The organism is Kushneria indalinina DSM 14324, from assembly GCF_003385845.1.
Classification (GTDB): Bacteria; Pseudomonadota; Gammaproteobacteria; order Pseudomonadales; family Halomonadaceae; genus Kushneria; species Kushneria indalinina.
The window spans coordinates 54,429-80,432 of sequence record NZ_QRDJ01000007.1; the positions used below are offsets into that span (position 1 = coordinate 54,429).

General features: G+C 62.1%; 23 protein-coding genes. 17 read left to right on the top strand and 6 right to left on the bottom strand.

The window, feature by feature from the left end:
• Positions 1–9: 9 nt before the first annotated feature.
• The 3 genes from dacB to trmB form a co-directional block, all read right to left on the bottom strand.
• Positions 10–1,410: a D-alanyl-D-alanine carboxypeptidase/D-alanyl-D-alanine endopeptidase gene (gene dacB / locus C8D72_RS06920; RefSeq protein WP_245955188.1), complete on the bottom strand. Its 1,401-nt coding sequence runs from the start codon at positions 1,408–1,410 to the stop codon at positions 10–12.
• Between the two features lie 192 nt (positions 1,411–1,602).
• Positions 1,603–1,941 (bottom strand): DMT family transporter, encoded by a 339-nt coding sequence (locus tag C8D72_RS06925; protein WP_211308794.1) that lies wholly within the window; start codon positions 1,939–1,941, stop codon positions 1,603–1,605.
• A 34-nt stretch (positions 1,942–1,975) separates the two neighbouring features.
• Positions 1,976–2,674 carry a tRNA (guanine(46)-N(7))-methyltransferase TrmB gene (trmB, locus tag C8D72_RS06930; RefSeq protein ID WP_115853701.1) on the bottom strand — a complete coding sequence of 233 codons (699 nt, stop codon included), beginning with the start codon at positions 2,672–2,674 and terminating at the stop codon, positions 1,976–1,978.
• Between the two features lie 78 nt (positions 2,675–2,752).
• On the opposite strand from trmB, the gene C8D72_RS06935 reads away from it, so the two are divergent.
• The 4 genes from C8D72_RS06935 to C8D72_RS06950 all read left to right on the top strand — a co-directional run bounded on the left by C8D72_RS06935 (position 2,753) and on the right by C8D72_RS06950 (position 6,475).
• Complete coding sequence (locus C8D72_RS06935) at positions 2,753–3,352, top strand: DedA family protein (RefSeq protein ID WP_115853702.1); 600 nt, start codon at positions 2,753–2,755, stop codon at positions 3,350–3,352.
• Positions 3,353–3,620: 268 nt separating this feature from the next.
• A complete protein-coding gene (locus C8D72_RS06940) occupies positions 3,621–5,480 on the top strand; it encodes a beta-ketoacyl synthase (protein WP_115854440.1) in 1,860 nt (619 codons plus the stop codon).
• Positions 5,481–5,660: 180 nt separating this feature from the next.
• Positions 5,661–6,143 carry a pantetheine-phosphate adenylyltransferase gene (gene coaD, locus C8D72_RS06945; protein ID WP_115853703.1) on the top strand — a complete coding sequence of 161 codons (483 nt, stop codon included), beginning with the start codon at positions 5,661–5,663 and terminating at the stop codon, positions 6,141–6,143.
• A gap of 77 nt (positions 6,144–6,220) precedes the next feature.
• Positions 6,221–6,475, top strand: coding sequence for a YfhL family 4Fe-4S dicluster ferredoxin (locus C8D72_RS06950; RefSeq protein WP_086621909.1), 255 nt, complete (start codon positions 6,221–6,223; stop codon positions 6,473–6,475).
• Positions 6,476–6,559: 84 nt separating this feature from the next.
• Here the strand turns inward: C8D72_RS06950 and C8D72_RS06955 are convergent, their stop codons facing one another.
• Positions 6,560–7,966, bottom strand: coding sequence for an alginate export family protein (locus C8D72_RS06955; RefSeq protein WP_147301505.1), 1,407 nt, complete (start codon positions 7,964–7,966; stop codon positions 6,560–6,562).
• 295 nt (positions 7,967–8,261) lie between these two features.
• On the opposite strand from C8D72_RS06955, the gene C8D72_RS06960 reads away from it, so the two are divergent.
• Entirely contained in the window at positions 8,262–9,623 is a 1,362-nt protein-coding gene (locus tag C8D72_RS06960; RefSeq protein ID WP_115853705.1) for an MATE family efflux transporter, read from the top strand.
• Between the two features lie 89 nt (positions 9,624–9,712).
• Positions 9,713–12,625 carry an MASE3 domain-containing protein gene (locus C8D72_RS06965; protein WP_115853706.1) on the top strand — a complete coding sequence of 971 codons (2,913 nt, stop codon included), beginning with the start codon at positions 9,713–9,715 and terminating at the stop codon, positions 12,623–12,625.
• Here the strand turns inward: C8D72_RS06965 and C8D72_RS06970 are convergent.
• Positions 12,604–12,885 carry a hypothetical protein gene (locus C8D72_RS06970; protein ID WP_147301506.1) on the bottom strand — a complete coding sequence of 94 codons (282 nt, stop codon included), beginning with the start codon at positions 12,883–12,885 and terminating at the stop codon, positions 12,604–12,606. The genes C8D72_RS06965 and C8D72_RS06970 overlap by 22 nt on opposite strands.
• Between C8D72_RS06970 and C8D72_RS06975 the strand changes: the two genes are divergently transcribed.
• The 8 genes from C8D72_RS06975 (at position 12,869) to C8D72_RS07010 (ending at position 22,713) form a co-directional block, all read left to right on the top strand.
• On the top strand, positions 12,869–13,996 hold the full coding sequence (locus tag C8D72_RS06975; protein ID WP_115853708.1) for a 2-keto-3-deoxygluconate permease: 1,128 nt from the start codon (positions 12,869–12,871) through the stop codon (positions 13,994–13,996). The genes C8D72_RS06970 and C8D72_RS06975 overlap by 17 nt on opposite strands.
• Before the next feature lie 79 nt (positions 13,997–14,075).
• Positions 14,076–15,365 (top strand): nickel-dependent lactate racemase, encoded by a 1,290-nt coding sequence (larA, locus tag C8D72_RS06980; RefSeq protein ID WP_115853709.1) that lies wholly within the window; start codon positions 14,076–14,078, stop codon positions 15,363–15,365.
• 16 nt (positions 15,366–15,381) lie between these two features.
• On the top strand, positions 15,382–16,293 hold the full coding sequence (larE, locus tag C8D72_RS06985) for an ATP-dependent sacrificial sulfur transferase LarE (protein ID WP_211308795.1): 912 nt from the start codon (positions 15,382–15,384) through the stop codon (positions 16,291–16,293).
• Positions 16,286–17,023 carry a nickel pincer cofactor biosynthesis protein LarB gene (gene larB, locus C8D72_RS06990; protein WP_211308796.1) on the top strand — a complete coding sequence of 246 codons (738 nt, stop codon included), beginning with the start codon at positions 16,286–16,288 and terminating at the stop codon, positions 17,021–17,023. The genes larE and larB overlap by 8 nt, the downstream gene beginning before the upstream one ends.
• On the top strand, positions 17,020–18,345 hold the full coding sequence (larC, locus tag C8D72_RS06995; protein WP_115853711.1) for a nickel pincer cofactor biosynthesis protein LarC: 1,326 nt from the start codon (positions 17,020–17,022) through the stop codon (positions 18,343–18,345). Before larB ends, larC begins: the two co-directional genes overlap by 4 nt.
• A gap of 267 nt (positions 18,346–18,612) precedes the next feature.
• A complete protein-coding gene (gene pdxA, locus C8D72_RS07000; protein WP_115854442.1) occupies positions 18,613–20,919 on the top strand; it encodes a 4-hydroxythreonine-4-phosphate dehydrogenase PdxA in 2,307 nt (768 codons plus the stop codon).
• A gap of 46 nt (positions 20,920–20,965) precedes the next feature.
• Positions 20,966–21,892, top strand: a complete 927-nt coding sequence (locus tag C8D72_RS07005; protein WP_170140529.1) for an NAD(P)-dependent oxidoreductase — start codon at positions 20,966–20,968, stop codon at positions 21,890–21,892.
• A gap of 41 nt (positions 21,893–21,933) precedes the next feature.
• A complete protein-coding gene (locus tag C8D72_RS07010) occupies positions 21,934–22,713 on the top strand; it encodes a DeoR/GlpR family DNA-binding transcription regulator (protein ID WP_115853712.1) in 780 nt (259 codons plus the stop codon).
• Positions 22,714–22,799: 86 nt separating this feature from the next.
• Here C8D72_RS07010 and C8D72_RS07015 read toward each other — a convergent pair whose 3' ends face one another.
• On the bottom strand, positions 22,800–23,081 hold the full coding sequence (locus C8D72_RS07015) for a hypothetical protein (protein ID WP_115853713.1): 282 nt from the start codon (positions 23,079–23,081) through the stop codon (positions 22,800–22,802).
• 269 nt (positions 23,082–23,350) lie between these two features.
• On the opposite strand from C8D72_RS07015, the gene C8D72_RS07020 reads away from it, so the two are divergent.
• From C8D72_RS07020 to C8D72_RS07030, 3 genes are all read left to right on the top strand, one after another.
• The gene (locus C8D72_RS07020) at positions 23,351–23,872 is read left to right on the top strand and encodes a CinA family protein (RefSeq protein WP_115853714.1); all 522 of its coding nucleotides are present in this window, start codon (positions 23,351–23,353) and stop codon (positions 23,870–23,872) included.
• A gap of 78 nt (positions 23,873–23,950) precedes the next feature.
• A complete protein-coding gene (gene nadE / locus C8D72_RS07025) occupies positions 23,951–24,763 on the top strand; it encodes an ammonia-dependent NAD(+) synthetase (RefSeq protein WP_115853715.1) in 813 nt (270 codons plus the stop codon).
• A 106-nt stretch (positions 24,764–24,869) separates the two neighbouring features.
• Complete coding sequence (locus tag C8D72_RS07030; protein ID WP_211308797.1) at positions 24,870–25,970, top strand: ion transporter; 1,101 nt, start codon at positions 24,870–24,872, stop codon at positions 25,968–25,970.
• Positions 25,971–26,004 lie beyond the last annotated feature (34 nt).

Here is a 26,004-nt window from a genome sequence, read left to right on the forward strand (position 1 = left end):
GGCATGGCATCAATGACTGGCGATCATGACATCGATATCACTGGCGACTGCCTCAAGGGTGGTCGTCCAGTTGATATAGGGTGTGGGTGCCCGACCATTAACCATGACCGTAAAGGCCCCCCAGCGCCCGGACTGCGTTCGAAAATAGCCCGCCACGGCGCGTACCGGTACCGGCTCGTTGAGGGTGCCGGTCTTGAGCATGACACTTTGCTGAAAACGCTGGCTTCCGCGACGGATGAAGTTCATCGGCCCGTTGACCGGGGTCTGCATGCCCGCCACGAAGACCGGAAAGAGCGCGGGCTGATGGTACATGTGATCAAGCAGCGCGGTGACACCGCGGGCGCTGGTCTGACTTTCAGGCGTCAGACCGCTACCCGAGCGCATATCGACCGGACCATGACCAGGAATACCGGTGGCAAAGGCATCCAGCGCCGCACCGGCACTGGCCATGGAGGGGGTACCGCTTGCCAGATCCAGTGCCAGTACATCGGCCATGAAATTGTTGGAGTAGTTGAGCATCCGCAGCAGCTGCTCCTGCAGCGGCTTGCCCTCGACCGCCGAGAGCACCTGCGTCGTTTCGGCGGGACGACTCGAGGTGGCGGCGAAACCGCCCGTGACCGCAATGCCGGCATCACTCATGAGCGACTCGAGTGTCTTGAGCGTCTGTGCCGCCGGATCGGCGCTGGAGCGATAGACACTTGTGGGCGCACTGCCAAGCTGGATCTGACCGGAGAGCACCATGGTGTCTTCATCATTGACGGTGGTGCGCTCGGCGCTGATGCCGGTACTGCCCTGCGATACGGTGGTGACGCGATTGTCGACCCGCGTCAGCGTCGCAGGCCCTGCGCAGCTGCTGATCCGGGCCGGCACGCCTTCAGCAGCGCCCGGCATCACGCGCATGCACCAGGTGGCAAAGTCCACCGCCGTGGAGGTGAGCTGAGCATCGAAGGCATGGCGGGTACGTGTGCGGGCATCGCACCGATCCGTGGTAATACAGTTCACCGGCCCAAAGCGCCACTGGCTGGCCAACACTCGGCCATCGATACGACGGATGCCGCGGCTTGCCAGCCCCTGCACCAAAAGCCAGTAGTCCTCGCTGGTCATGCCCGGGTCGCCACCGCCATCCAGGAACAGATCCCCCTTGAGGACACCGTCCACGATGACACCATCACTGCGAAGCTCGGTGGTAAACCGCTTTTGCGGTCCCCACTGTTTCAAGGCCGCCGCTGCCGTATAGAGTTTTGACACCGATGCCGGCGTCATCTGCTGATCGGGGGCGATGCTGCCCAGTGACTCACCGCTATCCAGAAGCCGGGCCTGGGCACCGACCACAAACCCCTTGTCCGCCAGCGCTGCCGTGGCAGGAAAGCCGTCGGCGCGCGCCTCGACAGGCAGCGCCAGTCCGACCATCAATATCACTGGAGAACACAACAGACAGGACAAAAGACGTAATACAGTTAAGCGCTTATCGCCTACGACGGTAGACCTTACAGGCATGAAGGATTTCCCTGTTTAACGGGCAGATTATTTAATCCTCAGAGTAATGGGCATGCCTGTGCCGTGGCAATGCACTACATCAGCATCCACGGTGCCTTTAAATATTTATTGCGCGTTCATCTTCGAAAAGAACTGCAGAACCACCACACCCGCCACGATGAGCGCGATGCCCAGAAGCGCCGGCGCATCGGGTCGCTCGCCAAAGACGACCATGGCCACCAGCAGCGTTAGTACCATGCCAAGACCGGCCCAGATGGCGTAGGCCACGCCCACCGGCATACTCTTGAGCACCATCGACAGCAGATAAAACGCCAGCGCATAGCCTACAACCGTGATCAGGCTGGGGCCCGGTCGGGTAAAGGTGTTGGAGGCCTTGAGTGCGTTGGTGGCAATAACTTCGGCACAAATGGCCAGTATCAAATAGAGATAGGTCAGCCAGGGCATGACGTTTTCCTTCCATGGTGGGTCGCGGCGCGGATCAAGCGTAGTCGATATCGATGGAAGTCAACGCACACTCGAGCTGCCACAGGGTATGTCCGCTGTCGAAGTACTTGCGCTCGAAGGCGCTGATGAAATCGCTTTCCGGCGTCAGCGACAGCGCCTCCACATGCGACCGTCGACCCGTGGCCAGATTGATGGCGCAGGCGAACTCATCGACGTAGACCTGCCAGTTGCTGCGCAGTGTCAGCACCCCGCCCAGTGCCATCACCACCGGGAATACGGGATGGGCATGCCAACGCCTTTTGAGCTGGGACGCCTTGGGGTAGGGGTTGGGATAGAGCAAAAAATGGCGTACCGGCTGCCAGCCGGCCGAGTACGCCAGTCGCCAGAAATCGACCAGATCGGCACGCACCAGCAGGGCATTGTCGGGGAAAGCCCCCAGTTCCCGGGTATAATCCCGAGAGAGGCGATCGGCACTGCGATCGATCCCCAGCACACAGGCCTCCGGATGATATCGAGCCAGCTGACGGGTCGAGCGCCCCGTGCCACAGCCGGCATCCAGAATCAGCGGACCACCGTGCGCCTGATAGAACTGCTGCGCCGTCTCAAAGGCGGCGCAGGTATGGTCGGCAATCGGACGCTGCCACTGACTGTCGAGCGCGCGCTGGACATGATGGGCAAGATCGGGATGCAGGCCTGCCTGCGTGGAGTGGACCGGCGTGGAGTTGGCGAACATGGCAACATTTAACAATACTGAAGGAACTATTATTGGCACCGCCTGGCGCCAACCCCTGACTTACGGATTTCGAAACACATGCAGGCATGGCTTCAGCAGCTTCTGGATACGCACGGCTATACGGCCATCACGCTGCTGACAGTCATCATCAACGCCTTCCCGCCACTGCCGGCCGAATCGACGCTACCCGTTCTGGCACACATGATGTCCTCTGCCAACATGGCCCTGGCGCCGGCCGTCTTGGCGGCCACCCTGGGGCTGGTGCTGGGCACGCTGCCGCTCTATCTGCTGGGACGGTGGCTCGACGAGCGTCAGTGCATGCGCTTTCTGGCCCGCCATGGCCACTGGCTGGCGCTGACGCCGAGCGATATCGAGCGTTCGGGCAGGCAGTTCGGACGCTATGGCTACCTAGTCGTACTGTTCGGACGCCTGGTACCGGGCATGCGGTCGCTGGTATCGATCCCGGCGGGCTTTCACCGCATGCCGCTGCTGCCCTATCTGCTCTACACCACGCTGGGATCTTCCCTGTGGGCATGCTGCCTGGTCGGCGGCAGCCACTGGCTTTTACAGCATACGGCGCTCTCGGGCAGCCTGTGGGTCGTCATGGCAGTGCTGCTGGCCGTCGCCCTGCTGTATGTGGTGCGTCTCTGGCGTCATCATCGACACGCCGACAGGTAATCATGGCGACACGCCTGGGATGCCGCTGTTTTTTAGCCAGCATGCTCAACATCCTGCCACTTTGATATGACAACTCGTTGACCGGCCCACATGACGTCCTGCCCAGGGCGATGCTATCATGATTGCCCTGTTTCGGCGGAGCCATCACGGCATGTGGTGGAGACAAATCGCCATCCTTTCAGCGACGCGGTCGCCATGGCTTTATCGCTTCCTTTATAGGCATCAACACGAGGGTTTCGGCTTGTCACAGTTACCGGTGATCGTCGGCATGGGCGGTATCAATCCCGCTGGCAGAACGTCCGGTCATCAGTCCTTTTACCGGACCGTGATCGATGCGCTGCCGGAAAAGACCCGACAGTATACCCTCTCGGGGATTGCCCGTCTGATGGGACAACACGGGACGGCTGATCACGGCGACACCCCTGATGACGCCACTCTGGCAGACCGCCACGAAGCGCATGTGCTTCGTCATACCCTGATTCGTCGTATCGAGGACGAGCGCTTTGCCGACGCCGGTATCCCGGCCAACCGTCAGGCCAGTCTGACGCTCGATGCCCCTCTCAGGGTCAGTCTCAGCCGCCGTCAGTTACCCGAAAATCCGCCGACGCACTGGCAGATCGAAGCGATCGACGAGCGTCGTGTCAGCGTGACCGTACCGGCCGGCGAGTTTAACGTGCTGCTGCCGGAGCGGCGCGAGGCGCTGGTCAAGAGTGCCGGCCAGCTGCCGACCGGCTTTGATCCGGCCCGTTTCTATCGCAGCGTGCACCACCCGCGTGCCCTGTCGATGACCATCTTTGCGGCTTCTGACTGCCTGGGCCAGAGCGGTTACGAATGGGACGAGCTGAGCCAGAAGCTCGACCCCGATCAGATCGCCGTCTATGCCGGCAACTCGATCGGACAGCTCGATGCTCAGGGCTGGGGCGGCCTTCTCAACAGTTTCGTGACCGGTCAGCGCACCACCTCCAAGCAGATGCCGCTGGGCTACGGGCAGATGCCGGCCGACTTCCTCAATGCCTACGTGCTGGGCAGCGTGGGCGCCACCGGGGCCATGCAGGGTGCCTGTGCGACCTTTTTGTACAACCTGCGCCTGGGCGTGGATGACATTCGCATGGGCCGGCGCCGTCTGGTCATGGTCGGTACGGCAGATGCGCCCATCACGCCGGAAATCGTGGAAGGCTTTCGCGTCATGAGCGCACTGGCCGATGATGCCAGCGTCAAGGCGCTCGATGCGCTGGAGCTTCTGACCGACGAGGACTATCAGCGCGTCTGCCGACCGTTTGCGCGCAACTGCGGTTTTACCATCGCCGAGTCCGCCCAGTTTGTCATGCTCATGGATGACAGCCTGGCCCTCGAGCTGGGCGCCGATATCCTGGGCGCCGTGCCGGAAGTCTTCATCAATGCCGACGGCTACAAGCGCTCCATCTCGGCGCCCGGCATCGGCAACTACATCACCCTGGGCAAGAGCGTGGCGCTGGCCAGCAGCATTCTGGGCGAAAAGGCCGTTCGCGAGCGCAGCTATATCCATTCCCATGGCACCAGCACGCCCAAGAATCGCATTACCGAATCGCATGTGCTCGACAGCGTGGCGCGCGCCAACGGCATCGAGCACTGGCCGGTGGCGGCCGTCAAGGCCTACCTGGGGCACTCCCAGGGCAGTGCGGCCGGCGATCAGCTGATGAGTGCGCTGGGCAGCTTCAGGACCGATCTGCTGCCGGGCATCTTTACTCTGGACGCCGTGGCGGACGACGTTCATGGTGAGCGACTGGACATCTTCAGCGAGCACCGCGAGTTTCGCGCCGATGTCAGCTTCATCAACGCCAAGGGCTTTGGCGGCAACAACGCCACCGCCCCGCTGCTCTCACCCGAAGTCACCGAACGGCTGTTGACCCAGCGCCATGGCGAAGCGGCCATGACCCAGTGGCGTCGGCGTCGTGAACAGGTACAGGAGCGCCAGGCACAGTTCGAGGCGCAGTCACAAAAGGGCGAATTCTCGCCGATCTACCGGTTTGGTGAGGGCGTGCTGGAAGGCCCCGAACTTGAGGTCGGTGCCCGGGACATTCGCATCCCCGGCTACCACAAGCCGATATCGCTTGATGTTGACAACCCGTTCGGAACGCTCGATCAATAGACCGGGAAGAACCATTGTGCCGGTCCGGCAGCCGAATTTGTCGTTCATGGCGCTTTACAGTAGTCTCCCGGCCCCGGCATGTCCGGGCCGCCCGACCATCTGTCGGGCGCAGGACGGTATCATCAAGGGCGATTACCGGCGTAAGGTGGCCAGCGTGTCGGGGATGAATGGAGTCTGTACATGAACATTGTGGTGTACCCCGGGACCTTTGATCCGATTACCAACGGCCATACCGATCTGATCGAGCGCGCCGCCTCGATGTTTGACCGGGTGATCGTGGCCGTGGCGCAGAGCCCGCGCAAGCAGCCGACCCTGACGCTGGATGAGCGGGTCGCCCTGGCCCGAGAGATTCTGGGGCATCTCGAGAATGTCGAGGTCGTGGGGTTCAGCTGCCTGCTGACACAGCTGGTGGATCGCGTCGGGGCACGCATTATCCTGCGTGGGCTGCGCGCCGTCTCCGATTTCGAGTACGAGCTGCAGCTGGCCAACATGAATCGGGCACTGGCACCCCATGTGGAAAGTCTTTTTTTGACGCCCGAAGTCGAGAATTCCTATATTTCATCCACCATCGTGCGTGAAATTGCCCGCCTTGGCGGTGACGTTTCAACGATGGTGCATCCCCGCATTGCCCAGGCGCTGGAAGAACACTTTCGCAGCACCTGATTCGGCAGACGGCCGCGGGCCGGCGGATGACAGCCGCGCAGCGCTCATGAACGGCGCGCGCGAACCAGGAGGTTACCATGTCCCTGATGATCACCGATGAGTGCATCAACTGCGACGTTTGCGAGCCGGAATGTCCCAATAATGCCATTTCCCCGGGTGAGGAGATCTATGTGATCGACCCGGGACTGTGCACCGAGTGTGTCGGTCACTTTGACGAACCGCAGTGCCAGCAGGTCTGCCCGGTCGACTGTATTCCGCTTGATCCCGAACGCGAGGAATCACGCGAGCAGCTGATGGAAAAATACGAGCGCATCACCGCTGTCGAAAGCTGACACCCCGGTACCATCGATGGCTCCAAAAGGATCGATCCAAAAAAAGGGCGGCCCGCGGGCCGCCCTTTTTGCATGGCCGAGAGATCAGAAGGTATAGGTGGCAAACAGCTCAAAAAGCTGGGAGGTATTGTCATTGCCGCCAAAGCGCGAACGAGCGCCATCGCCCGGGAAGGCGACCGCGTATACCCCTGACAGGGTCACCTGCTCACTGATATTCCAGTCAGCATAGAGATTGACCTCTTTGGCAAAGTCGGAATCGCTGGCGCCGACGGCCTGCGGGTCATCGAGGCGGAAGCGATAGCCAATGATGCCGGTCTCGAGATCATCGCGCGGGGATACCGACGCACGCAGCATGTCGATTTTCATGTTGGTGTTGAACAGCATGTATTCGCCGGTGATCTCGCCCATGAACCAGTTGCCCCAGCCGCCGGCAAATTCGTAAAACAGGGTGTCGTAGTTTTCACTGAAGCGGGCATGGCGATAGGCGATTTCAGGTGACCAGGGGGCGTCCTGAAAGGTATAGGTGGCCTGAACATACCAGCCATCATCATCGATATCGGCGTCCCGATTTTTCTGGCTGACATACTGCCCGCCCAGTGCCAGTCCGGGCACGCTGGCCAGCGGCTTGCCCTTGAGACGCACGTTCCAGACATCCATGCCGTCGCGTCCGGCAATATCGCTGTCGTAGGTATGAAACCAGGCGCCACCGACCTTGGCACGATCGGTAAAGGTATATTCAGCGTTGACGCCGTTGGCCGAGGTTTCCTCATCGGGCCCGCCCTGCACGTACTGATCCTGCTCCAGGTGAAACAGGTCGCCGTGCCAGCCGTGGCTGTCGATCGAGGCGACAGCCGCGTTCTTGAAGCCTTGACTCGGGCCGTTCCAGTAACCGCCGTACTTGCCGGTATCGGTATATCCGTCACCGACCAGAAAGCCCTCGCCGAACATGAACTGCTGTCGTCCGAACGAGAAGGTCAGCGCATCCTCACCCAGCGAATCGGCCAGCAGCGAGCCGCTGCGCCAGCCGATGTAGGCCTGATCAACACGCGTGTCCTCCGGGTGATCAGGCGTGGCACCCGAGGCATCGCCGTAGGCACTGCCGCGCGTCATGCTGCCCACGCCCACGACGCCGGCAAAAACCACGCTTTGACCGGCATCGATCTCGCCGCGCAGCGTGGGGGTGGCCGACAGCTCCCACCAGCTCGGATGCTTGCCGGTCGGCGTCGCGCCATCGATCCCGCTGGATGAGCCAAAATTGACGTTACGGGTCGTGGCACCGTAGCCGTAAAAGGTCAGTCCACCGCTGAGACGAATACCGTTGTCGCGATCGTTATAAAGTTCGTGCCGGGCCGTGGGCTGCTGAATACCGGGGTCGATATAGTCCAGGTCAGTGACCGCCTCGGCCCGGGCCGAGGCAGTCCCCATGACCGTACCCAACAGGGCCAGCGTAAGCGCACACCTGCGTGGCGGCATGTATCCTTGAAAGTTCATGGCGTTTCCCGAATGTCGATCCCTTGAGAGGTCGGTGGTGATCCTGCACCGCCCTGCCGAATCGAGCTTGTTATGATGAGAGGCTCGCATGCAGGCATCTGCAGGCGCATGGCGCCTGTTTGCCCCCCTGCGGCAGTCACGGGATTTTGAAACCCTGTTCTGAAACAGGGGTTACCTTAGGCAAATATCCCCATGCTTTAAAGGGTCAATGCCATTTTTCCTGATACCTGACAGTTTACTGACGCCACGACGTCATTGTGGCAAGCTCCAGGGGCACAAACCGGCTGGTATTCTCATGTCCCCTGCTCGATCTCTCACCTTTCCACGGCGCCTGCACGACGTCTGGCAACTCTCATGGCCCATCATCATCTCCAATGCCAGCGTGCCGCTGCTGGGGCTGGTGGATACGGCGGTGATCGGCCATTTGCCTCACGCGCGCTACCTGGCCGCCGTGACCCTGGGCAGCACGCTGTTCAGCTTTCTGTTCTGGGGATTTGGCTTTCTGCGCATGGGTACCACCGGCCTGACCTCGCAGGCCGCCGGGCGCGGCGAGGATCAGACCATGCGCAATCTGCTCGGGCAGTCCCTGCTCATTGGTGTGATCATCGGGCTTGCCCTGATCGCACTGTCGGCGCCGCTGATCAACTTTGGCCTCTGGCTTTTGCAGCCTGACAGCGAGGCGACCGCGCGGCTGGCCGCCGATTACGCCCATGTTCGTATCTTCTCCGCCCCCGCGGTGTTGATGAATTACGCCATCATCGGCTGGTTTCTGGGGCGTCAGAATGCCCGCGTCACCCTGCTTTTGATGCTGATCACCAACAGCGTCAACATCGTGCTGGATATTGTGCTGGTGGTGGGTCTCGACATGAACGTCAAGGGCGTGGCCACCGCCTCGCTGATCGGTGATTACACGGCGCTGGCCTTCGGACTGTGGCTGGTACGACGGGAACTGAAAACCCTGAGTGGTCGGTTCGACAGCACACCGCTCAAGCGTCTCAAGGCCTACGGTGAGCTCTTTCGCGTCAATCGTCACCTGTTCGTACGCACTCTGTGTCTGCTGTTTGCGATGGCCTTTTTTACCTCCCAGGGCGCGCAGCTGGGCGATCAGACACTGGCTGCCAATGCCATCCTGATGCAGCTGGTCATGATGGTGTCCTACGGCCTGGACGGGTTTGCCAACGCCGCCGAAGCCCTGACCGGCAAGGCGGCCGGCAGACGCGACTGGCACGAATTTGCGCTGTCGGTGCGCGCCTGTGCGGTGTTCTCACTGTTCACGGCGGTCGTGGCAGCGCTGGCCTTCAGCGCTGGCGGCCCCTGGCTGATCGCGCGTCTGACCGATATCGAGGCCATTCGTCAGCTGGCCGGGCACTACCTGCCATGGCTGGTCGTCATGCCGCTGATTGCCGTGTGGAGCTATCTGCTCGATGGCGTATTCATTGGCACCACGGACACCCGGGCCATGCGCGACACCATCATTTTGGCCCTGCTGGTCTACCTGCCCGTCTGGTGGCTGACCCAGCCACTGGGCAATCACGGGCTGTGGCTGGCCTTTACCACATTCACTCTGGTGCGCTCGCTGGGGCTGGGTCTGATGTATCTGATCAGACGCAGGAGGCAGTGGGCGGACCCGACAAGCCACGGCCGTTCCAACGAATAAACCCCAGGAAAGCGCGATTTTCGTGAATTAGCGCCTGATGTCCTTTGGCCTAATATGCAGCCTTGCGCCTCTTAACGCTGGACGGTGGAATGGCAACGCTCAAGACAGCCCTTAAACATCTGCTGGTCGGCCCGCTGGGCAGCCTCTTCTGGGCGCTGCTGGGACTCATGATCCTGCTGACCATATTGCCGGGCGAGCAGGTCTTCGGCCTGATGCAGAGTTATCTGGGATTTCATTCCCTGGTGGAGCTGACCTGCGTCATCGTGGCCGTACTGGCCACGCTTGCCATTTTCAACAGCTATCGAACGCTCTCCACCCAGTATCTGTGCGTCGGCGCCCTGCTGGGCCTGTCGGCCGTGATGGACAGCCTGCATCTGTTCTCCATGCCCGGCATGGCGGATTTTTTCTCGCCCAACACGCTGAACAAGGCGATCTACTTCTGGCTGCTGGGACGTCTGAGTGCCATCAGCGCCCTGCTGCTGCTGTCGCTTTCCCATCTATCGGATCAGCCCGCCCGGTTTTCGCGCCTGATATTGATGCTGTTTCTTGCCGCAGGCGCTCTGGCACTGGTGGCCATCTTCGGTTATCCGCAGCATCTGCCGGAGCTTTATATCCCCGAAAAGGGTCTGACGTCGCTCAAGATCGCACTCGAATGGGGGCTGGCCGGCATAAGCGTGCTTGCCGGTATCATCCTGCTGCGCTCTTCGCGTCTGCGTCAGCAGCGCGACCGCGAGATGCTCACGGTCGCGGCCTGGGTCACGGCGCTGGCCGAGATCTGCTTTACGCTCTACGGCTCGGCCAACGATGAGTTCAACGTGCTGGGCCATATCTACAAGGCCATCTCCTACCTGCTGATCTTTCACGCACTCTTTTTAAGCCATCTGCGCTACCCCTGGCAGGCCCTGAACGATGCCAGAGCCCGTCTGGCCAGCCAGGAGCAGCGCTGGAATCTCGCGCTGGCAGGCTCCAGCACGGGCGTCTGGGACATGGATATCGGTGCCGATCGCGTCTTTACCTCGTCTCATCTTCATCAGATGCTGGGCTATCGCAATGGCGAATTGCCGCGCGCGGCCAGTGCCTGGCGCGAACGTCTTGTCCATCCGGATGACCGTGACCGCGTGCTTGATACCTTTGAAGCCCATATGACGGGCAAAAGCCAGGGCTGGCACTGCGAGTACCGAATGCTGGATGCACGAGGGCGATGGCGCTGGGTACAGTCCAACGGTCAGATAATTGCCTCTGAAGATGAAGAGGGCGCCATACGTGTGGTAGGCACCACCATCGACATTCAGACGCGTCGGGAGCAGGAACAGTATCTGGCAGAAACCCGAAAGCGTTTGCAGACCCTGTTTGATACTGCCCCCATTGGCATGCTGGTCATCGACACCCAGGGCGTGGTGCATCAGCACAACCGCATGCTGGATCAGCTGCTGGCGCCACACGAGATCGTTATCGGTGAGGAAAGCATCTGGCAGTGGGTAAGCGCCGAGGATCACGACCACGTCCTGCACCACTGGCAACAATGGCAGCAACAGGACGCCACGCAGCGGCGCGAAAGCACCTGGCACCGGGAGCTTCGCATGACGCTATATGGCCATGGACGCAGCAAACATCAGCCACTCTGGACAGAATGGGTGGTCGCGGCGCTGCCGGAGGAGCATCTTTACCTGCTGCTGATCGAGGATATCAGCGCCCGCAAGCAGGCCACCGAACTGCTGATCGAAAACGCGAGCCTTTATCGCAGCACCTTTGAAAGCGGCAATGCCATCAAGCTGCTCGTGGATCCTGAAAACGGTGTCATCGTCGATGCCAACATGGCCGCCAGTGACTACTACGGGTATTCGCTGGACACGCTCAAGACGCTGACCATGCAGAACATCTCGCTGACCCCTCAGGCCATCCGCCGCGAGCGCGCCCAACAGACACTGGTACAGCACGAAGGGCATTTCGAGACGCGCCATCGCATGGGCAATGGCGCCACACGCGATGTCGAAGTGTTTGTGGCCCCCGTGGTGATCGGCGGCAGAACGCTGATCTACGAGATGGTCCATGACATCACGGCGCGCAAGGAGGCCGAGCAGGGGCTGGTGCTGCTCAATCAGCGTCTGTCCCGCGACGGGTTGTATCGTCAGCATCTCAATGAGCTGAGTACGCATTTGTTCGAGCTCAACGACATCACCGGGGTCGTGCCGCTGCTGGAGGCGTATCTGCCCCGCTGCTTTCCCGATACCAGTGGCGAGCTGGCCCTGCGCATCGAGGAGCTGGATCAGGCCCACTGCATCACCTGGGGCAGCGCGCTGGCCGCGCAGCCGGCCTTTGAATATCGCCAGCGTCTGACCACGACCACCGGTGCCCTGGGGCGCATGACCCTGCAGGCGGCCCCGCTGGATGACGAGGACCGCCATCGTCTCGAGCGCATGACCGATGAAACCGCCCGCATTCTGACGCTGACGCTGATCAACCTGCGCCTGCGCAGCCAGCTGACCGATCACGCCTATCGTGATGCGCTGACCGGGCTGTATAACCGGCGCTATCTCAACGAAACGCTGCCCCGATTGCTTGAAAATGCCGGCGATAAGTCACCGGTCTCGCTGGCCCTGCTGGATCTGGATCATTTCAAGCGACTCAACGACACCTGGGGGCACGACGCTGGTGACCAGGTGCTGGTGGCGCTGGGCGAGATTCTGACCCAGCGACTGCGCGCCACGGACATCTCGTGTCGCTACGGCGGCGAGGAGTTCATCGTGGTCCTGCCGGGGGCCAACGCCGGCATTGCCATGATGCGTCTCAACGAAGTCCTTGAGCAGTTCGGTCAGTGGTCCATGACGGTTGGCGATGACCGGATCGAGCATCTCACGTTCTCGGCCGGATTGATCGAAGCGCCACGCCAGGGCTGTGACATGAGCACCCTGATCGAACTGGCCGATCAGGCCCTTTACAGCGCCAAGCATGCCGGCCGCGGGCGCGTGCACCAGGCCGATCAGGCCCTGCCGCTGACCTGATGACGGCAAGAGTTTCTCGACAGCTCATTGCGGCGCACCTCTCTTTGGTCGTAGAAAGCGCCGCGACAGGCTGACCCGGGATCCGTAACCGTCCGGACTGACAGGTAGAAAAGCCTGCGCTGATATAACGATGCCACGTTGGTCGCATTGCCCATCCTGATCGATTCAATCATTTTTTCTCTCGTTTCAATCATCACGTCTGCGCTTTGCAGATATTTGTCATGATCAGCGGGAGACATGCCCATGCGTTTGCTTGCCACGGTACAAAAGGTTCCAGGCGGTCTGATGGTGGTGCCGCTGATTCTTGGCGCAACGCTCAATACCATCGACCAGCTCCATCTGCCCTGGATTACGGCGGTTCTGCAGTGGCTGGGCGCCGGCCAGACCGACAGCGGCAATTATGAATTCTTGCGTATCGGCGGTTTTTCCCAGGAGCTGTTCAAGGACGGCGCCCTGGTGTTGATCGCACTGTTTCTGTTCTGCTCGGGCAGCCAGATGAATCTGCGCGTCGGTGGCAAGGCGCTCAAGAAGGGGCTGCTGCTGGTCAGTGCCAAGTATCTGACCGGTCTTGCCGTGGGTCTGGCGCTGGGCTTCATGTTTGATCCCATCAACGGCCTGTTGGGCCTGTCGACCGTGGCCATCATCGCCGCCATGACCAACGGCAACGGCGGTATGTATGCCGCACTCACCAGCCAGTACGGCAACCGCTCCGACACCGGCGCCGTAGCGATTCTCTCGCTCAACGATGGCCCCTTCTTCACGCTCATGTCGCTGGGGCTTTTAGGCTCGCAGTTCCCCATGATCGCCTTTATTGCCGTGCTGCTGCCCATTGCGCTGGGCATGCTGCTGGGCAATCTGGATGAAGACGTTCGAACCTTTCTCAAACCCGGCGAAATCCTGCCGGTGCCGTTTTTCGCCTTCGCTCTTGGCGCCAACATGAATCTGGCGGTGTTCTTCAACCCGCAGGTCGTGGGCGCGGGCCTCTTGCTGGGCGTGATGACCACGGTGCTGACCGGTGCCGCCGGCATTTTGATTTTCAGGGCCTGTCGTGAACGCAGCGTGATCGCCCCGGTGGCCGAAGCCACCACGGCCGGCAATGCGGCGGGCACCCCGGCGGCCATCGCCGCAGCCGCCGCCGTAGCAGCCAGCTCCGGGATGATGAGTGCTGCAGAGGCCCAGAGCTACCAGGACCTGGTCAACGTGGCAACCTCACAGATCTCGATTGCCACCCTGACCACGGCCATTCTCGGCCCGGCGGCCGTGATCATCATCGACCGCTGGCAGCGCCGACGCGGTATCGATGGCACGCTGGAAGACGAGCCGGCACGGACAGCCGACAGGGTGGATGCCTCTTCCGAACCCGGCGCGTAAGCTACGCTGACAACCCTTATGCCATGACATCCGTTATAGCCTGTGCCGGCCCCGTGCCGGCATGACGTCGGGAGCGCACATGAAGACCTCACTGTTGTATGGCCGGGGCGAGCTGGCACTCGAAGTGCCGGATGACGCCTTTATCGTGACACCGCCGGCACAGCCGGCCCTTGAGTCACCGCAGCAGGCCGTTCGAGACGCCCTCGACGCCCCCATCGACACGTCGCCACTCAGGGATATGGTGCAGGCCACCGACCGGGTGGCGATCGTGATCAGCGACATCACCCGCCCTACCCCCAATCACGTGCTGGTGCCCCTTCTGATCGAGACGCTCGGCCACGTGCCGCACGAGCAGTTCGTCATCATCAACGGCACCGGCACCCACCGTGACCAGACCGAAGAAGAACTGCGCACCATGCTGGGCGACTGGGTGGTAGATCACATCGAGATCATCAACAACCACTGCGACAACTACGATGAGCTGGTCAACGTTGGCGACAACAGCTTCGGCTGCCCGTCATGGCTCAACAAGCGCTATGTCGAGGCCGATTTTCGCATCGTTACCGGCTTTATCGAGCCGCACTTCTTTGCCGGCTTTTCCGGCGGTCCCAAGGGCATCATGCCCGGCATTGCCGGGCTTGAGACCATTCTGACCTTTCATAACGCCCGCATGATCGGCGACCCCCGCTCGACCTGGGGCAACATGGCAGACAATCCGCTGCAGGCCATGACGCGCGAGATTAACGCGCTGTGCCCGCCGCACTTCATGCTCAACGTCACGCTCAATCGCGACAAGGCGATCACGAAGGTCTTTGCCGGCGACATGACGCAGGCGCACCGCCGGGGCTGCGACCATGAGCTCAAGCACGCCATGGTGCGCTGCGACGAGCGCTTTGACGTGGTGATTACGGGCAATTCCGGCTATCCGCTGGACCAGAATCTCTATCAGGCCGTCAAGGGCATGAGCGCGGCGCACAAGATCGTTCGCGAAGGCGGCACCATTCTCATGGCCGCCGAGTGCTCGGATGGTCTGCCCGACCACGGCCGCTTTGCCGAAATTCTCGGCATGGCCGACTCGCCGCAAAAGCTTTTGGAGATGATCGAAAATCCGGAATTCAGCATGCTCGATCAGTGGCAGGTTCAGAAACAGGCCGTCATCCAGTGCTGGGCGGATGTCATGCTCTACTCCACGCTCAGCGATGACCAGGCGCAGCTGGCCATGATGACGCCGGTCCATGATCTTGAGGAGACGCTTGCGACCCTCAAGGCGCGTTATGGCGAGAACATGCGCGTGGCCGTCATGCCGCTGGGGCCGCTGACAGTGCCCTACGTGGATGACAATGCCACCGTGGAAGACGACAACGCCTGAACGTCAGGAGAGTAACATGAGCGATCAGCTGATTGCCCGCCAAATGGTCAACGCCGCCCCCCGATCCGGTCCCGAGCTTGAGCACGCGGTCAGCGACGGCCGGGCGCTGGATCAAAAGCTTGAAACGCTGCGCACGATGCTGCGCGACATGGGGGATGTGGTGGTGGCCTTCTCGGGCGGGGTGGACAGCACCTTTTTGCTGGCCGTGGCGCTGGACACCCTGGGCACGGACCGGGTACTGGCGGTGACGGCAGACTCCGAGTCCTACCCCTTCGAGGAGCTCGACGCCGCGCGAACGCTCGCCGAGCAGCTGGGCGCGCCGCACCGGGTAATCGAGACCTCCGAGATCGCCATCCCCGGCTACGCCGACAACGATGCCCGGCGCTGCTACTACTGCAAGACGGGCCTTTTTACCCATCTGGCGCCCGTCATGGTCGAGGCCGGCTTTCACAACATCGTCTTCGGTCTGATTGCCGATGATGACGGCGAGCACCGCCCGGGCACCGTGGCCGCCCGTGAGCACGGCGTACGTGGCCCGCTGCATGAAGCCGATCTCTACAAGGCCGAAATTCGCGAACTCTCCCAGGCGATGGGGCTTCCGACCTGGAACAAGCCCTCGCTGGCGTGCCTCTCCTCCCGGGTGGCCTACGGCGAGCGCATTACGCTTGAAAAGCTTGAGCGCATTGCCGAAGCCGAGCGACGCATACGCCGCATTGGTGTGACGCAGCTGCGCGTGCGCCACCACGGCGAACTGGCACGAATCGAGGTCACACCCGAGGACATGCCGCTGCTGCTGGAACATCACGACTGGGTGGTCGAGACGCTGACCGAGCTGGGCTATGCCTGGGTGACGCTGGATCTGGCCGGCTACCGCAGCGGCAGCATGAACCGGCTGCTGCGTCATGAGGAGGACACACTGCATGTCTGACCGGCCCCCCGAGCTCATTTCCGATCTGGGGTTTGCCCGCGTCGATCATGACCGCGAAGCCCGCAACGGCGTGCCGGAAGTGGTCTTTGGCGAAGGCAAGCGCGCCGAGCAGATCAGTGCGATCGTGGCCCGCCTGCTCGCGCGCCATCAGCGCGCGTTGGTGACCCGCGTCGATGAGGCGCGCGCCGAAGCCGTCCTGCGCGATCATCCTGACGGCCACTACGACCCTGTCAGCCGCCTGCTCCACTGGGGCCGGGCACCGCAGACGCTGCCCGGCAGTGCGGCGGTGGTCTGCGCCGGCACCTCGGATCTGCCGGTCGCCGAAGAAGCCGCGCAGACGCTGGAATGGCTGGGCGTTCACGCCCCGCGGCTGAGTGATGTGGGCGTGGCCGGCATCGACCGGCTGCTGGCGCATCGTCAGGCGCTGACCCGCGCCGATGTCCTGATCGTGGTGGCCGGTATGGAGGGCGCCCTGCCCAGCGTCGTGACCGGCCTGGTCAACAGCCCCGTCATCGCGGTGCCGACCTCGGTGGGCTATGGCGCCAGCCTGCAGGGCGTGACGGCTCTTTTGGGCATGCTCTCGGCCTGCGCCACCGGCATGAGCGTGGTCAATATCGACAACGGCTTTGGCGCCGCCTGGCAGGCGGCCGGCATTCTGCGCCTGGCCGCGCGCGGCGTACAGGACACGCCCCTTCACTTTGCCTCGCCACAGGACACGTCCGGATCATGACCACACTGCACATCGACTGCACCTTCGGCATCGCCGGCGACATGCTGCTGGCTGCGTTGATCGATCTGGGCGCCGATCAAACCTTTATCGATCGCGAGCTGCGTCGCCTGCCCATCGATGGCTTTCGGCTTTCCAGCGAGCGCGTGGACCGTTGCGGCATCAGCGCGCGGCTGCTGTCGATCCAGCTGGATGGCAACCAGTCCCATCATGATCACTCTCATCACACTCAGTCTCATCACGATCATCACCACGGTCATGGCAACCACGACCACGACCACGACCACGACCACGACCACGACCATCAACACGGTGGCGCGACGCATCACCACCCGCATCGCCCGGCCGGCGAGATTCTCGATATGCTGGCGCAGTCGGCCCTGCCCAACCGGGTGCGCATACGCGCCACGGCGCTGTTTACCGCCATCGCCGAGGCCGAGGGCCGCATTCATGGCATCGACCCGAAGGACGTGCACCTGCACGAGGTCGGCGCAATGGATTCGATCATCGACATCATCGGCGTGTGTCTGGCGCTCGAACACCTGGGGGTGGATGACATCACCGCCTGCCCGGTTCCGGTCGGCCACGGCGTGGTCTCCATGGCCCACGGGCGCTTCCCGATTCCGGCCCCGGCCGCGCTGGAGCTTTTAAAGGGCGTCCCGCTGTCTGACTTCGATGCGCCGGGCGAGCTGACCACACCCACCGGCGCGGCCTTTCTGGGGGTACTGGTATCCCGCTTTGGCGCCCTGCCGGCACAGGCACCCACGCGTATCGGCTATGGCGCCGGCCATCGCAACCCGACGCATCCCAACGTGCTGCGGGCCGTCCTGTTTGATCACGCGGTAGGTGCCTCGTCCGGTCAGGGCAGCGACCCCACACCTACCCGGGAATCGATCACGGTTCTGTCCTGCCAGGTCGATGACGCCACCGGCGAGCAGCTCGGTCATGCGCTGACGCTGTTGATGGATGCCGGGGCGCTGGATGTCTTTCACACGCCGGTCACCATGAAAAAGTCCCGCCCCGGGGTGTTGGTGACCGTGCTGGCCCGGACGGAAGATGCCGACCGGCTTGAAAGGCTTTTGCTGATCCATACGCCCACCTTTGGCGTGCGCCGACAGATATGTGAGCGCCGCATTCTCAAGCGCCATATCGAGACGCTAACGACGCCGCTGGGCGAGGTGCGCATCAAGGTCGGTCTGCTGGGAGACACCGTCTTGCGCCGAACGCCGGAGTACGAAGACGTGCGCCGTCTGGCGCTCGCTCATGACCTGTCGCTGAGCCGGGTGCTTGAACACGTTCAGACGGCCCAGCGCACGTCGGACTGAGCCCTGTCGTGCCACACCCTGAGCCATAAGGGTGACAACGACTCCCGGCGGGCGGCGACGATGCCTGCCCCGCCGGGCGGTGATCGTTATCGTCGTTTCGATCACGCCCGCCAACCGGCCGCCTCCGAAAAATTATTCTTTTATTTTCATCAGCATGAGTAAAATGTAGACCTTTTGAAAACGATAGAACGCTTGCCCTTTTTTATCGCTTCGATCATTTTACCTCTTAAAATTATCGAAACGATCAAAAGGCCTGAGGTTACTGCCATGCCCCGCTCTGCCGATGCCTCAAACCGCCCCCGTCACCGCACCAGGCTGTTGATCCTGGCCGATGACCTGACCGGCACCGCCGACTCGGCGGTGACCTGCAGCAGTGCGGGGCTGACCACGCAGGTTCTTTTAAACGCCACCGCCGAGGCCCCGGCCGACGTCATCGCCATCGATACCGACTCCCGGGGCTGTGCGCCGGCGCAGGCCGCACGGCGCAGTCGCGACTGTCTCGAGCACTGGCAGGGTCGACATGCGTCTCTCTACAAGAAGATGGACTCGACCCTGCGCGGCAACGTGGCCGCCGAGCTTGCCGCACTGATCCCGCTGGCCGGCATGGCCATCGTGGCACCGGCCTTTCCGGCCACCGGTCGCACGACGCGTCAGGGTCGCCAGTATCTCGATGACTGTCCGGTCGAGGCCTGCGAGGTATGGACCAACGAGGGGATGACCGGCCGTGCCGACCTGGTCGCCATGCTGAAACAGACCGGCCTTGAGACCGCGCTTTTGACGCTTGATGACCTGCACCAGCCGCCTGAGGCCGTTACGCAGCGTCTGGCGAGCTGGCAGCGCGAGGGCGTTCAGGCCGTGGTCTGCGATGCGCTGACCGGGGACGATCTTGCCCGCATCGCGCGCGCCTCGGTGCCGCTTTCCAGCGTTTTCTGGGCAGGCTCGGCAGGGCTTGGCGAGGCGCTGCCTGAAGCCCTCGGGCTGCTGCCCGCCACGACAGCCACCGGCTCGCCGGCGACAGTTCATCCGACCGGGCCGACACTGATCGTGGTCGGCAGCATGAGCGGCGTCTCTCACCGTCAGGCCGATGCCCTTCAGACGCTGGCCGGAGCGTCGCTGGAAGTTGTATCGCTGGAAGCTGCCCTGCTGCGGGCCACTGTTTCAGGCAATGAGCATGACGCCCTTCAGCGGCGTATCGAACAGGCGCTGCGCTCAGGTCGAGACGTGCTGGTGCGCCTGGTGCAGGGCGAGGATCGCAACACGCAGGAAGCATCGCAGCTCAGCGACCGCCTCGGCGAGCTGCTCTCGCCCCTGCTGCCTCACGCCTCCCGTCTGATCGCCACGGGAGGTGCCACGGCTCGCGCCATCCTGACCGCCGCCGACATTGTCGAGCTCACACTTCTGGATGCCCCGGATATCGGCATGGCACGCATGACAGGCCCTGGCCCGACGTCGCTCGAGGTCATCACCAAGGCCGGCGGATTCGGCGACCCGGACGCGCTGGCCCGCCTGTGGCGCGCCGGACGCTCCCGGCAGACGGCCACCACTCTACCAGGAACCCCACACATGACAGACCGCCCCGTTATCGGCATTACCATGGGCGACGCCGCGGGCGTTGGCCCTGAAATCATCGTCAGAAGTCTGGCCCACGACTCGGTGCACCAGCAGTGTCGGGCACTGGTCATCGGTGACGCCGGCCGCCTTCGCGACGCTGCCACGCGTCTGGGCAGCCCGGTGACGATTGCCGCCATCGAAGAGCCGAATCAGGCCCGCTTCGAGCCCGGCGTTATCGACTGCATTGATCTGGCCCTGATCCCCGAAGATCTGCCCTACGGCGAGGTCTCGCCCGTGGCCGGTGACGCGGCCTATCAATATATCGCCCGCACGGTGACACTGACCCAGCAGGGCCAGCTCGATGCCATCTGTACGGCACCGCTCAACAAGGCGGCCCTGCATGCCGGGGGGCATATTTTCCCCGGACACACCGAGCTGCTGGCCCATTTGACCGGCACCGAAGAGGTGTCGATGATGCTGGTGACGCCGAAAATGAAGGTGATCCACGTCACCACTCATTTAGGGATTATCGATGCCATCGCCCGTATCGAGCCGGGGCTGGTCCAGCGCACCATCGAACGTGCTCACGAGACGCTGGCCCGCGCCGGTATCGACAACCCGCGCATCGCGGTGTGCGGCATCAATCCGCATGCCGGCGAGAACGGGCTATTTGGCTATGGTGAGGAGGAAGAGAAGATCATGCCCGCCATCGAGGTGCTGCGCGCGCGCGGCTGGAATGTGGAAGGCCCGCTGCCGGCGGATACGCTCTTTTTCCGCGCCGGACGCGGTGACTTCGACTGCGTGGTCGCCATGTATCATGATCAGGGGCACGGCCCGGTCAAGGTGATGGGGCTGGAGGCCGGCGTCAACGTCACGGTTGGCCTGCCGGTCGTGCGCACTTCGGTGGACCACGGCACGGCGTTTGATATTGCAGGCCGCGGCATCGCCGATGAACGCAGCATGCTTGAAGCGCTGCGCCAGGCGGTAGAGCTTGCCAGCCGCCACGATGCCGGGGCAGCCTGAATCACGGGCCCGGCAACAGAGACTCATCCACTTTGGGGAGATAGACATGGCGATCATCGGTTTTGCAGGACTCGGATTCATGGGTGCCGGTATGGCCGGCAATATTCTCAAGGCAGGCTACCCACTCAGGGTGCTGGCGCATCGTAACCGCCAGCCCATCGATGATCTCGTCGCCAAAGGTGCCGAGGAGGCCGACAACGCGGCGGCGCTGGGCGCCGAGTGCGACATCATCTTTCTCTGCGTGACCGGGGCGCCGCAGGTTCAGGCGCTGATCGAGGGGGATGAAGGGATTCGCGCCGGCGCCCGGAGCGCGGGCCGTCAGGGCCTGGTCATCGTCGACTGCTCGACCTCCGAGCCGACAGTGACCCGCGAGCTTGCCGCCTCGCTGAGCGAGGATGGCATCACGCTGATGGATGCCCCGCTGGGCGGCACGCCCACCCAGGCCGACGCCGGAGAACTCCAGGCCATTGTCGGCGGCGACGAGTCGACTCTCGAGGCCATACGTCCGGTGCTGGAGAGCTGGACCGCCAGAATTTTGCACGTCGGCCCGGTCGGTGCCGGGCACACCATGAAGCTGCTCAACAACTTCCTGTCCATGGGTTATGGCGCCATCTTCACCGAAGCATTGACCATCGGTGCCAAAGCCGGCATCACGCCGGAGACGTTTGATAGCGTCATTCGCGGCTCGCGCATGGATTGCGGCTTCTATCGCACCTTCTTCCAGTACGTGCTGGAGCGTGACCGCGACGCCCATCGATTTACCCTGACCAACGCCCACAAGGATACCCGTTACCTGGCCTCACTTGCCGAGGCGATGAACGTGAACGCCGGCGTCGCCAGGGCCGTTCGGGATCTTTATGCCAGTGCAGAAGCCCAGGGGGATGGCGAAAAATTCGTGCCGGAGCTTTCCGATATCTTTGCCGCCCGCCATCAGACCTCCCTGAGCCAGACGCCGAACACGGCCGGGAACTGATAGAGTCATGTCGTGATGTCTGTTTGCTTCAAGGAGTCAGGATGAAGGTTGCCCGCCGTCGCGAGGCCATGCTGAAAGCGGTGCTCTCCGGCATGACCGAGGTAGAGACCCTGTGTGCCCATTTTGGCGTCTCGGAAGCGACCGTGCGGCGCGACCTGGGGGCGCTGGCCGAACAGGGCCTGATCGTGCGGACCTATGGCGGCGCCGCCCACATTGGCGCCCGCGAGCCGGAGCTGACACTGTCACAGCGCCAGTCGCACCAGGAAGGCGTCAAGGCACAGCTGGCGGCGCTGGCACTCGAGCAGATCAGGGATCACGACACGCTGCTGCTGGATGGCGGTACCACCACCGCCGCACTGGCTGCAGTGCTGCACCAGCGTCAGGGGCTGCATGTCATTACCAACAATCTGGCCGCGCTATCGGCGCTCGAGCGGCTTCCCGAAGGCCGGGTGACCGTGCTGGGAGGTGATGTGCGCATGTCCAGCATGACCACCATGGGCCCTGCTGCCCAGGCCATGCTGGCGCGACTGTCGGTCGATCGGGTTTTCGTGAGCGCTGATGGGGTCACCGCCGATCTGGGTCTGTGCGAGGCCAGCCCCGAACAGGCCTGGCTCAAGGAGCTGATGATTGGTCGCAGTGCCAGGTGCTATGTCATGGCCGATCATACCAAGCTGGGGCGAACCAGCCAGCAGCACTGGACGCCCTTGCCGGCGGCATGGACGCTCATCACTGATGCCATTGATGAGCAGGTTCTGGCCCCGTTTCGCCAGTACAACGTTCGTGTACTGTCCCTTGCCGCATCATCCAACACACTGGCGTAGCACTCTGCGTTCATCCTCTGCGCCATTTTGTCGATATACAGGTTGCCAGCATACAAAAGGCCCCGCCATATGGCGGGGCCCTGCTTTCAACGCTCGGGGGTAAAGCTCGGCGGGTCGCTGGCAGGAAAACTTTCCTCCATCTCTTCATCCACATCACTGATGTCGCTATCGATGGTCGGATCAGCATTCAGAATTTCCGCCTTCTGATCCACGGTCAGTCCGTTACTGTCGTGCACCATATCGACAGGTACCCAGATGTGCTTGCCGTACTCATCTGCCAGCTTGAGATGGTCGCCCTCTTCGGCCTTGACCCTGCCCAGCAGATTGCCCCGGGTATCGTGTACGTCACGTCCTTGCTCGATCGTCATGGATGCGTCTCCTGCATCTGAAACATGAATGGCGATTGCCTTCAGTGTCCTCTTTAGCCTGGCATTGATGGGGGTTACGGTAGGCACAATATTGTTGATTTATATTTATAAATGCGTTCAAGCCACGCTATTGCGCTACCGTGCGTGCACACTCCCTTGCGTGGCGTTACATCTGAAATACAGCCTTCATGTCCTCGGTTAAATATCAAGCGCCTTCGAAGGCGTATCCTGCCGGGTCATACCCCATGGCGTGCTTCAGGAGGAAACACATGGCCAACCAAAAGGACAGCATGATCCAGGCGCTGATCGATTATATGGAGCAGCATGAGCAGGTCATGACCACGGCAGAATCCTGCACGGCGGGCCTGATCCTATCAGAGCTGGCAAGCGTCCCCGGGTCGGGGCATCTCATTGATAGCGGACTGGTGGTCTACTCCCCCGAGGCCAAGCAGCGCTATCTGCATATCGATGAAGAGATCTTTGAAAAATACTCGATGACCAGCGAAGTCCTGTCATGTGAGATGGCCAAGGGGGCGCTCAACAATACGCAGGCTACCATTGCCGTGGCCAATACGGGCATCGCCGGTCCCGCACCGTCCGATGATGGCACGCCCATCGGCACCGTCTGCTTTGCCTGGGCCTTTCGCACCGAAGCAGGCGACCACCTGTTCTGTGAAACCCGGCAGTTTGACGGCGATCGCAATGAAGTGCGTCTTGCCGCGGCACGCCATGCGCTTTCGCGCGTCAGTCATTATCATGAGCAGTGTTTGAACAACGCGGCTGACGCGTGACCGGAATTTTATCGATCCCGATTTCTGGCTACGCTGTCAGTAGTACCACATTCACTGCACGCAGGATGATGATCGCCCATGACCACCCAGCAGCAGATTATTGACGCCCTCGATATCGAACAGAACTTCGATGCTCAACAGGAAGTGGAACGTCGCATCGACTTCCTGGCGAGATACCTTGAAGACACCGGCACCCAGGCCCTGGTCCTGGGGATCAGCGGCGGCGTGGACTCCACCACGGCCGGACGCCTGTGCCAGCTTGCCGTGGAGCGCGTCCGCGAGCGCGGCGGCAACGCCACCTTTTATGCCATGCGTCTGCCCTACGGTGAGCAGCATGATGAAGACGACGCCCAGACCGCCATCAACTACATCAGGGCCGACAAGCAGCTTGATGTGAACATCAAGCCCTCGGCGGATGGCATGCTCGAAGGCCTTGAGCAGGGTAGCCTTGAGTTCAACGATGAGAATCAGCGCGATTTCGTTCACGGCAACATCAAGGCACGCGCCCGCATGATCGCGCAGTATGCCGTGGCCGGCCGACACAACGGTCTGGTAGTGGGTACCGACCACGGCGCCGAAGCGGTCATGGGCTTTTTCACCAAGCACGGTGATGGCGCCTGCGATATCACGCCGCTGGCCGGCCTTCACAAGCGCCGGGTACGCGCCCTGCTCAGCGTGCTTGACGGGCCTGAAGCGCTGGTCAACAAGGTGCCGACCGCGGATCTGGAGTCCCTCTCCCCGGGGCGCACCGACGAGGACGCCCTGGGCGTCAGCTACGATCAGATCGATGACTTTCTTGAAGGCAAGAAGATCGATGATGACGCGGCGCAGCGCATCATCAGCACCTATGAGCGCACGGCGCATAAGCGCGAACTGCCACGAGGGCCGTAAGCCTTACTGATCCTGAAATCCCGATGCTGATCACCTGTTTGAGCGCCCGCGACTTGACGCGGAGCGCTCAAGCATCTGAGATAGCCTCTCACGCAAGGAGGCACACATGCATCAAGAGGACTCCCCTTCAGACGATCGCAACCAGCGCGATCGCTACCCGCCGGCCAACAGCTGGGCCGATCAGCCCCGCGGCGATGCCCCCGAGGAGGACAAGCCTCACCACCGGCGCAACGTCCCGCGCTGGCGCGAGCAGTTCTATCTTGTCTGGGATCTGATCATCATGGTGCTGGTCTCGGCCAGTCTGCTTTTGATCCTCTTTGACACGCTGTATCTGACCGGCCCCTTTCGCGCCATGCTCTCGGCCATTTCGCCGTCTCTCGAGCAGGGCGGTGCCTGGCTGAACGCCAACTTCGAGACCATCGATCTCTGGTTTGTCGGCATTTTCATTCTGGATGTGCTGGGCGGCTGGGCCTTTGCTATCTGGGACAAGCGCTATCACCGCTGGTTTTTCTACCCGTTCGTGCACTGGTATGACGTGCTCGGCTGCATCCCGGTCGGCGGTCTGCGCATGCTGCGTGTCCTGCGTATTATCGGGCTCTTGATTCGCCTGCAGCGTACGCGCCTGATCGATATTCGCACCTGGGGCATCTACCGGTTTTTCTACAAATACTACGAGATCGTGCTTGAGGAGCTCTCCGATCGCGTCATCGTGCGGATGCTGACCGATGTGCAGGAAGGCTTTCTGTCCAAGGGCAATCTATCCCAGCGCGTGACCGACGAGGTCCTGCTGCCCCGCAAGCAGCAACTCATCGATGACGTCTCGCTTCGTGTGCAGCGTGTGCTGGGCGAAAGCTATGCCGAGCACCGCAACGATCTCAACACTTGGGTCAGCGGTCTGATTCACCGCGCCGTGACAGAAAACCCCACTATTCGCAGCCTTCAGCGGCTGCCGATGGGCGCGCAGGTGGTCGAGGCCATGGATGAGGCAATGGCCGACGTGGCCAGTCGACTGATCCGGGAAGCGGTCATCGGCATCCGGTCGCCGGACTTCCGGTCACTGGTCGAGGAGCTGGCCAACCGCACCATCGATCGCAGCGCGCCTAAAAGCACCAGCGACTATCAGGCGCTCGAGCAGGTGCTGGTCGAGGTGCTGGACGTGCTCAAGGATGAAGTGAAGGTGCAGCGCTGGAAGGAGCGCTACTACTAGCGTGAGAGACGGCTGCGACGGCTGGCGAGAAAAC

What these genes read in the sequence shown, in the direction of transcription:
- dacB (WP_245955188.1), bottom strand. Translation starts at nt 1,410, where the DNA reads ATGGTCGGACTGGCGCTGCCTGTCGAGGCGCGCGCCGACGGCTTTCCT.
- C8D72_RS06925 (WP_211308794.1), bottom strand. Translation starts at nt 1,941, where the DNA reads ATGCCCTGGCTGACCTATCTCTATTTGATACTGGCCATTTGTGCCGAA.
- trmB (WP_115853701.1), bottom strand. Translation starts at nt 2,674, where the DNA reads ATGTTCGCCAACTCCACGCCGGTCCACTCCACGCAGGCAGGCCTGCAT.
- C8D72_RS06935 (WP_115853702.1), top strand. Translation starts at nt 2,753, where the DNA reads ATGCAGGCATGGCTTCAGCAGCTTCTGGATACGCACGGCTATACGGCC.
- C8D72_RS06940 (WP_115854440.1), top strand. Translation starts at nt 3,621, where the DNA reads ATGGGCGGTATCAATCCCGCTGGCAGAACGTCCGGTCATCAGTCCTTT.
- coaD (WP_115853703.1), top strand. Translation starts at nt 5,661, where the DNA reads ATGAACATTGTGGTGTACCCCGGGACCTTTGATCCGATTACCAACGGC.
- C8D72_RS06950 (WP_086621909.1), top strand. Translation starts at nt 6,221, where the DNA reads ATGTCCCTGATGATCACCGATGAGTGCATCAACTGCGACGTTTGCGAG.
- C8D72_RS06955 (WP_147301505.1), bottom strand. Translation starts at nt 7,966, where the DNA reads ATGAACTTTCAAGGATACATGCCGCCACGCAGGTGTGCGCTTACGCTG.
- C8D72_RS06960 (WP_115853705.1), top strand. Translation starts at nt 8,262, where the DNA reads ATGTCCCCTGCTCGATCTCTCACCTTTCCACGGCGCCTGCACGACGTC.
- C8D72_RS06965 (WP_115853706.1), top strand. Translation starts at nt 9,713, where the DNA reads ATGGCAACGCTCAAGACAGCCCTTAAACATCTGCTGGTCGGCCCGCTG.
- C8D72_RS06975 (WP_115853708.1), top strand. Translation starts at nt 12,869, where the DNA reads ATGCGTTTGCTTGCCACGGTACAAAAGGTTCCAGGCGGTCTGATGGTG.
- larA (WP_115853709.1), top strand. Translation starts at nt 14,076, where the DNA reads ATGAAGACCTCACTGTTGTATGGCCGGGGCGAGCTGGCACTCGAAGTG.
- larE (WP_211308795.1), top strand. Translation starts at nt 15,382, where the DNA reads ATGAGCGATCAGCTGATTGCCCGCCAAATGGTCAACGCCGCCCCCCGA.
- larB (WP_211308796.1), top strand. Translation starts at nt 16,286, where the DNA reads ATGTCTGACCGGCCCCCCGAGCTCATTTCCGATCTGGGGTTTGCCCGC.
- larC (WP_115853711.1), top strand. Translation starts at nt 17,020, where the DNA reads ATGACCACACTGCACATCGACTGCACCTTCGGCATCGCCGGCGACATG.
- pdxA (WP_115854442.1), top strand. Translation starts at nt 18,613, where the DNA reads ATGCCCCGCTCTGCCGATGCCTCAAACCGCCCCCGTCACCGCACCAGG.
- C8D72_RS07005 (WP_170140529.1), top strand. Translation starts at nt 20,966, where the DNA reads ATGGCGATCATCGGTTTTGCAGGACTCGGATTCATGGGTGCCGGTATG.
- C8D72_RS07010 (WP_115853712.1), top strand. Translation starts at nt 21,934, where the DNA reads ATGAAGGTTGCCCGCCGTCGCGAGGCCATGCTGAAAGCGGTGCTCTCC.
- C8D72_RS07015 (WP_115853713.1), bottom strand. Translation starts at nt 23,081, where the DNA reads ATGACGATCGAGCAAGGACGTGACGTACACGATACCCGGGGCAATCTG.
- C8D72_RS07020 (WP_115853714.1), top strand. Translation starts at nt 23,351, where the DNA reads ATGGCCAACCAAAAGGACAGCATGATCCAGGCGCTGATCGATTATATG.
- nadE (WP_115853715.1), top strand. Translation starts at nt 23,951, where the DNA reads ATGACCACCCAGCAGCAGATTATTGACGCCCTCGATATCGAACAGAAC.
- C8D72_RS07030 (WP_211308797.1), top strand. Translation starts at nt 24,870, where the DNA reads ATGCATCAAGAGGACTCCCCTTCAGACGATCGCAACCAGCGCGATCGC.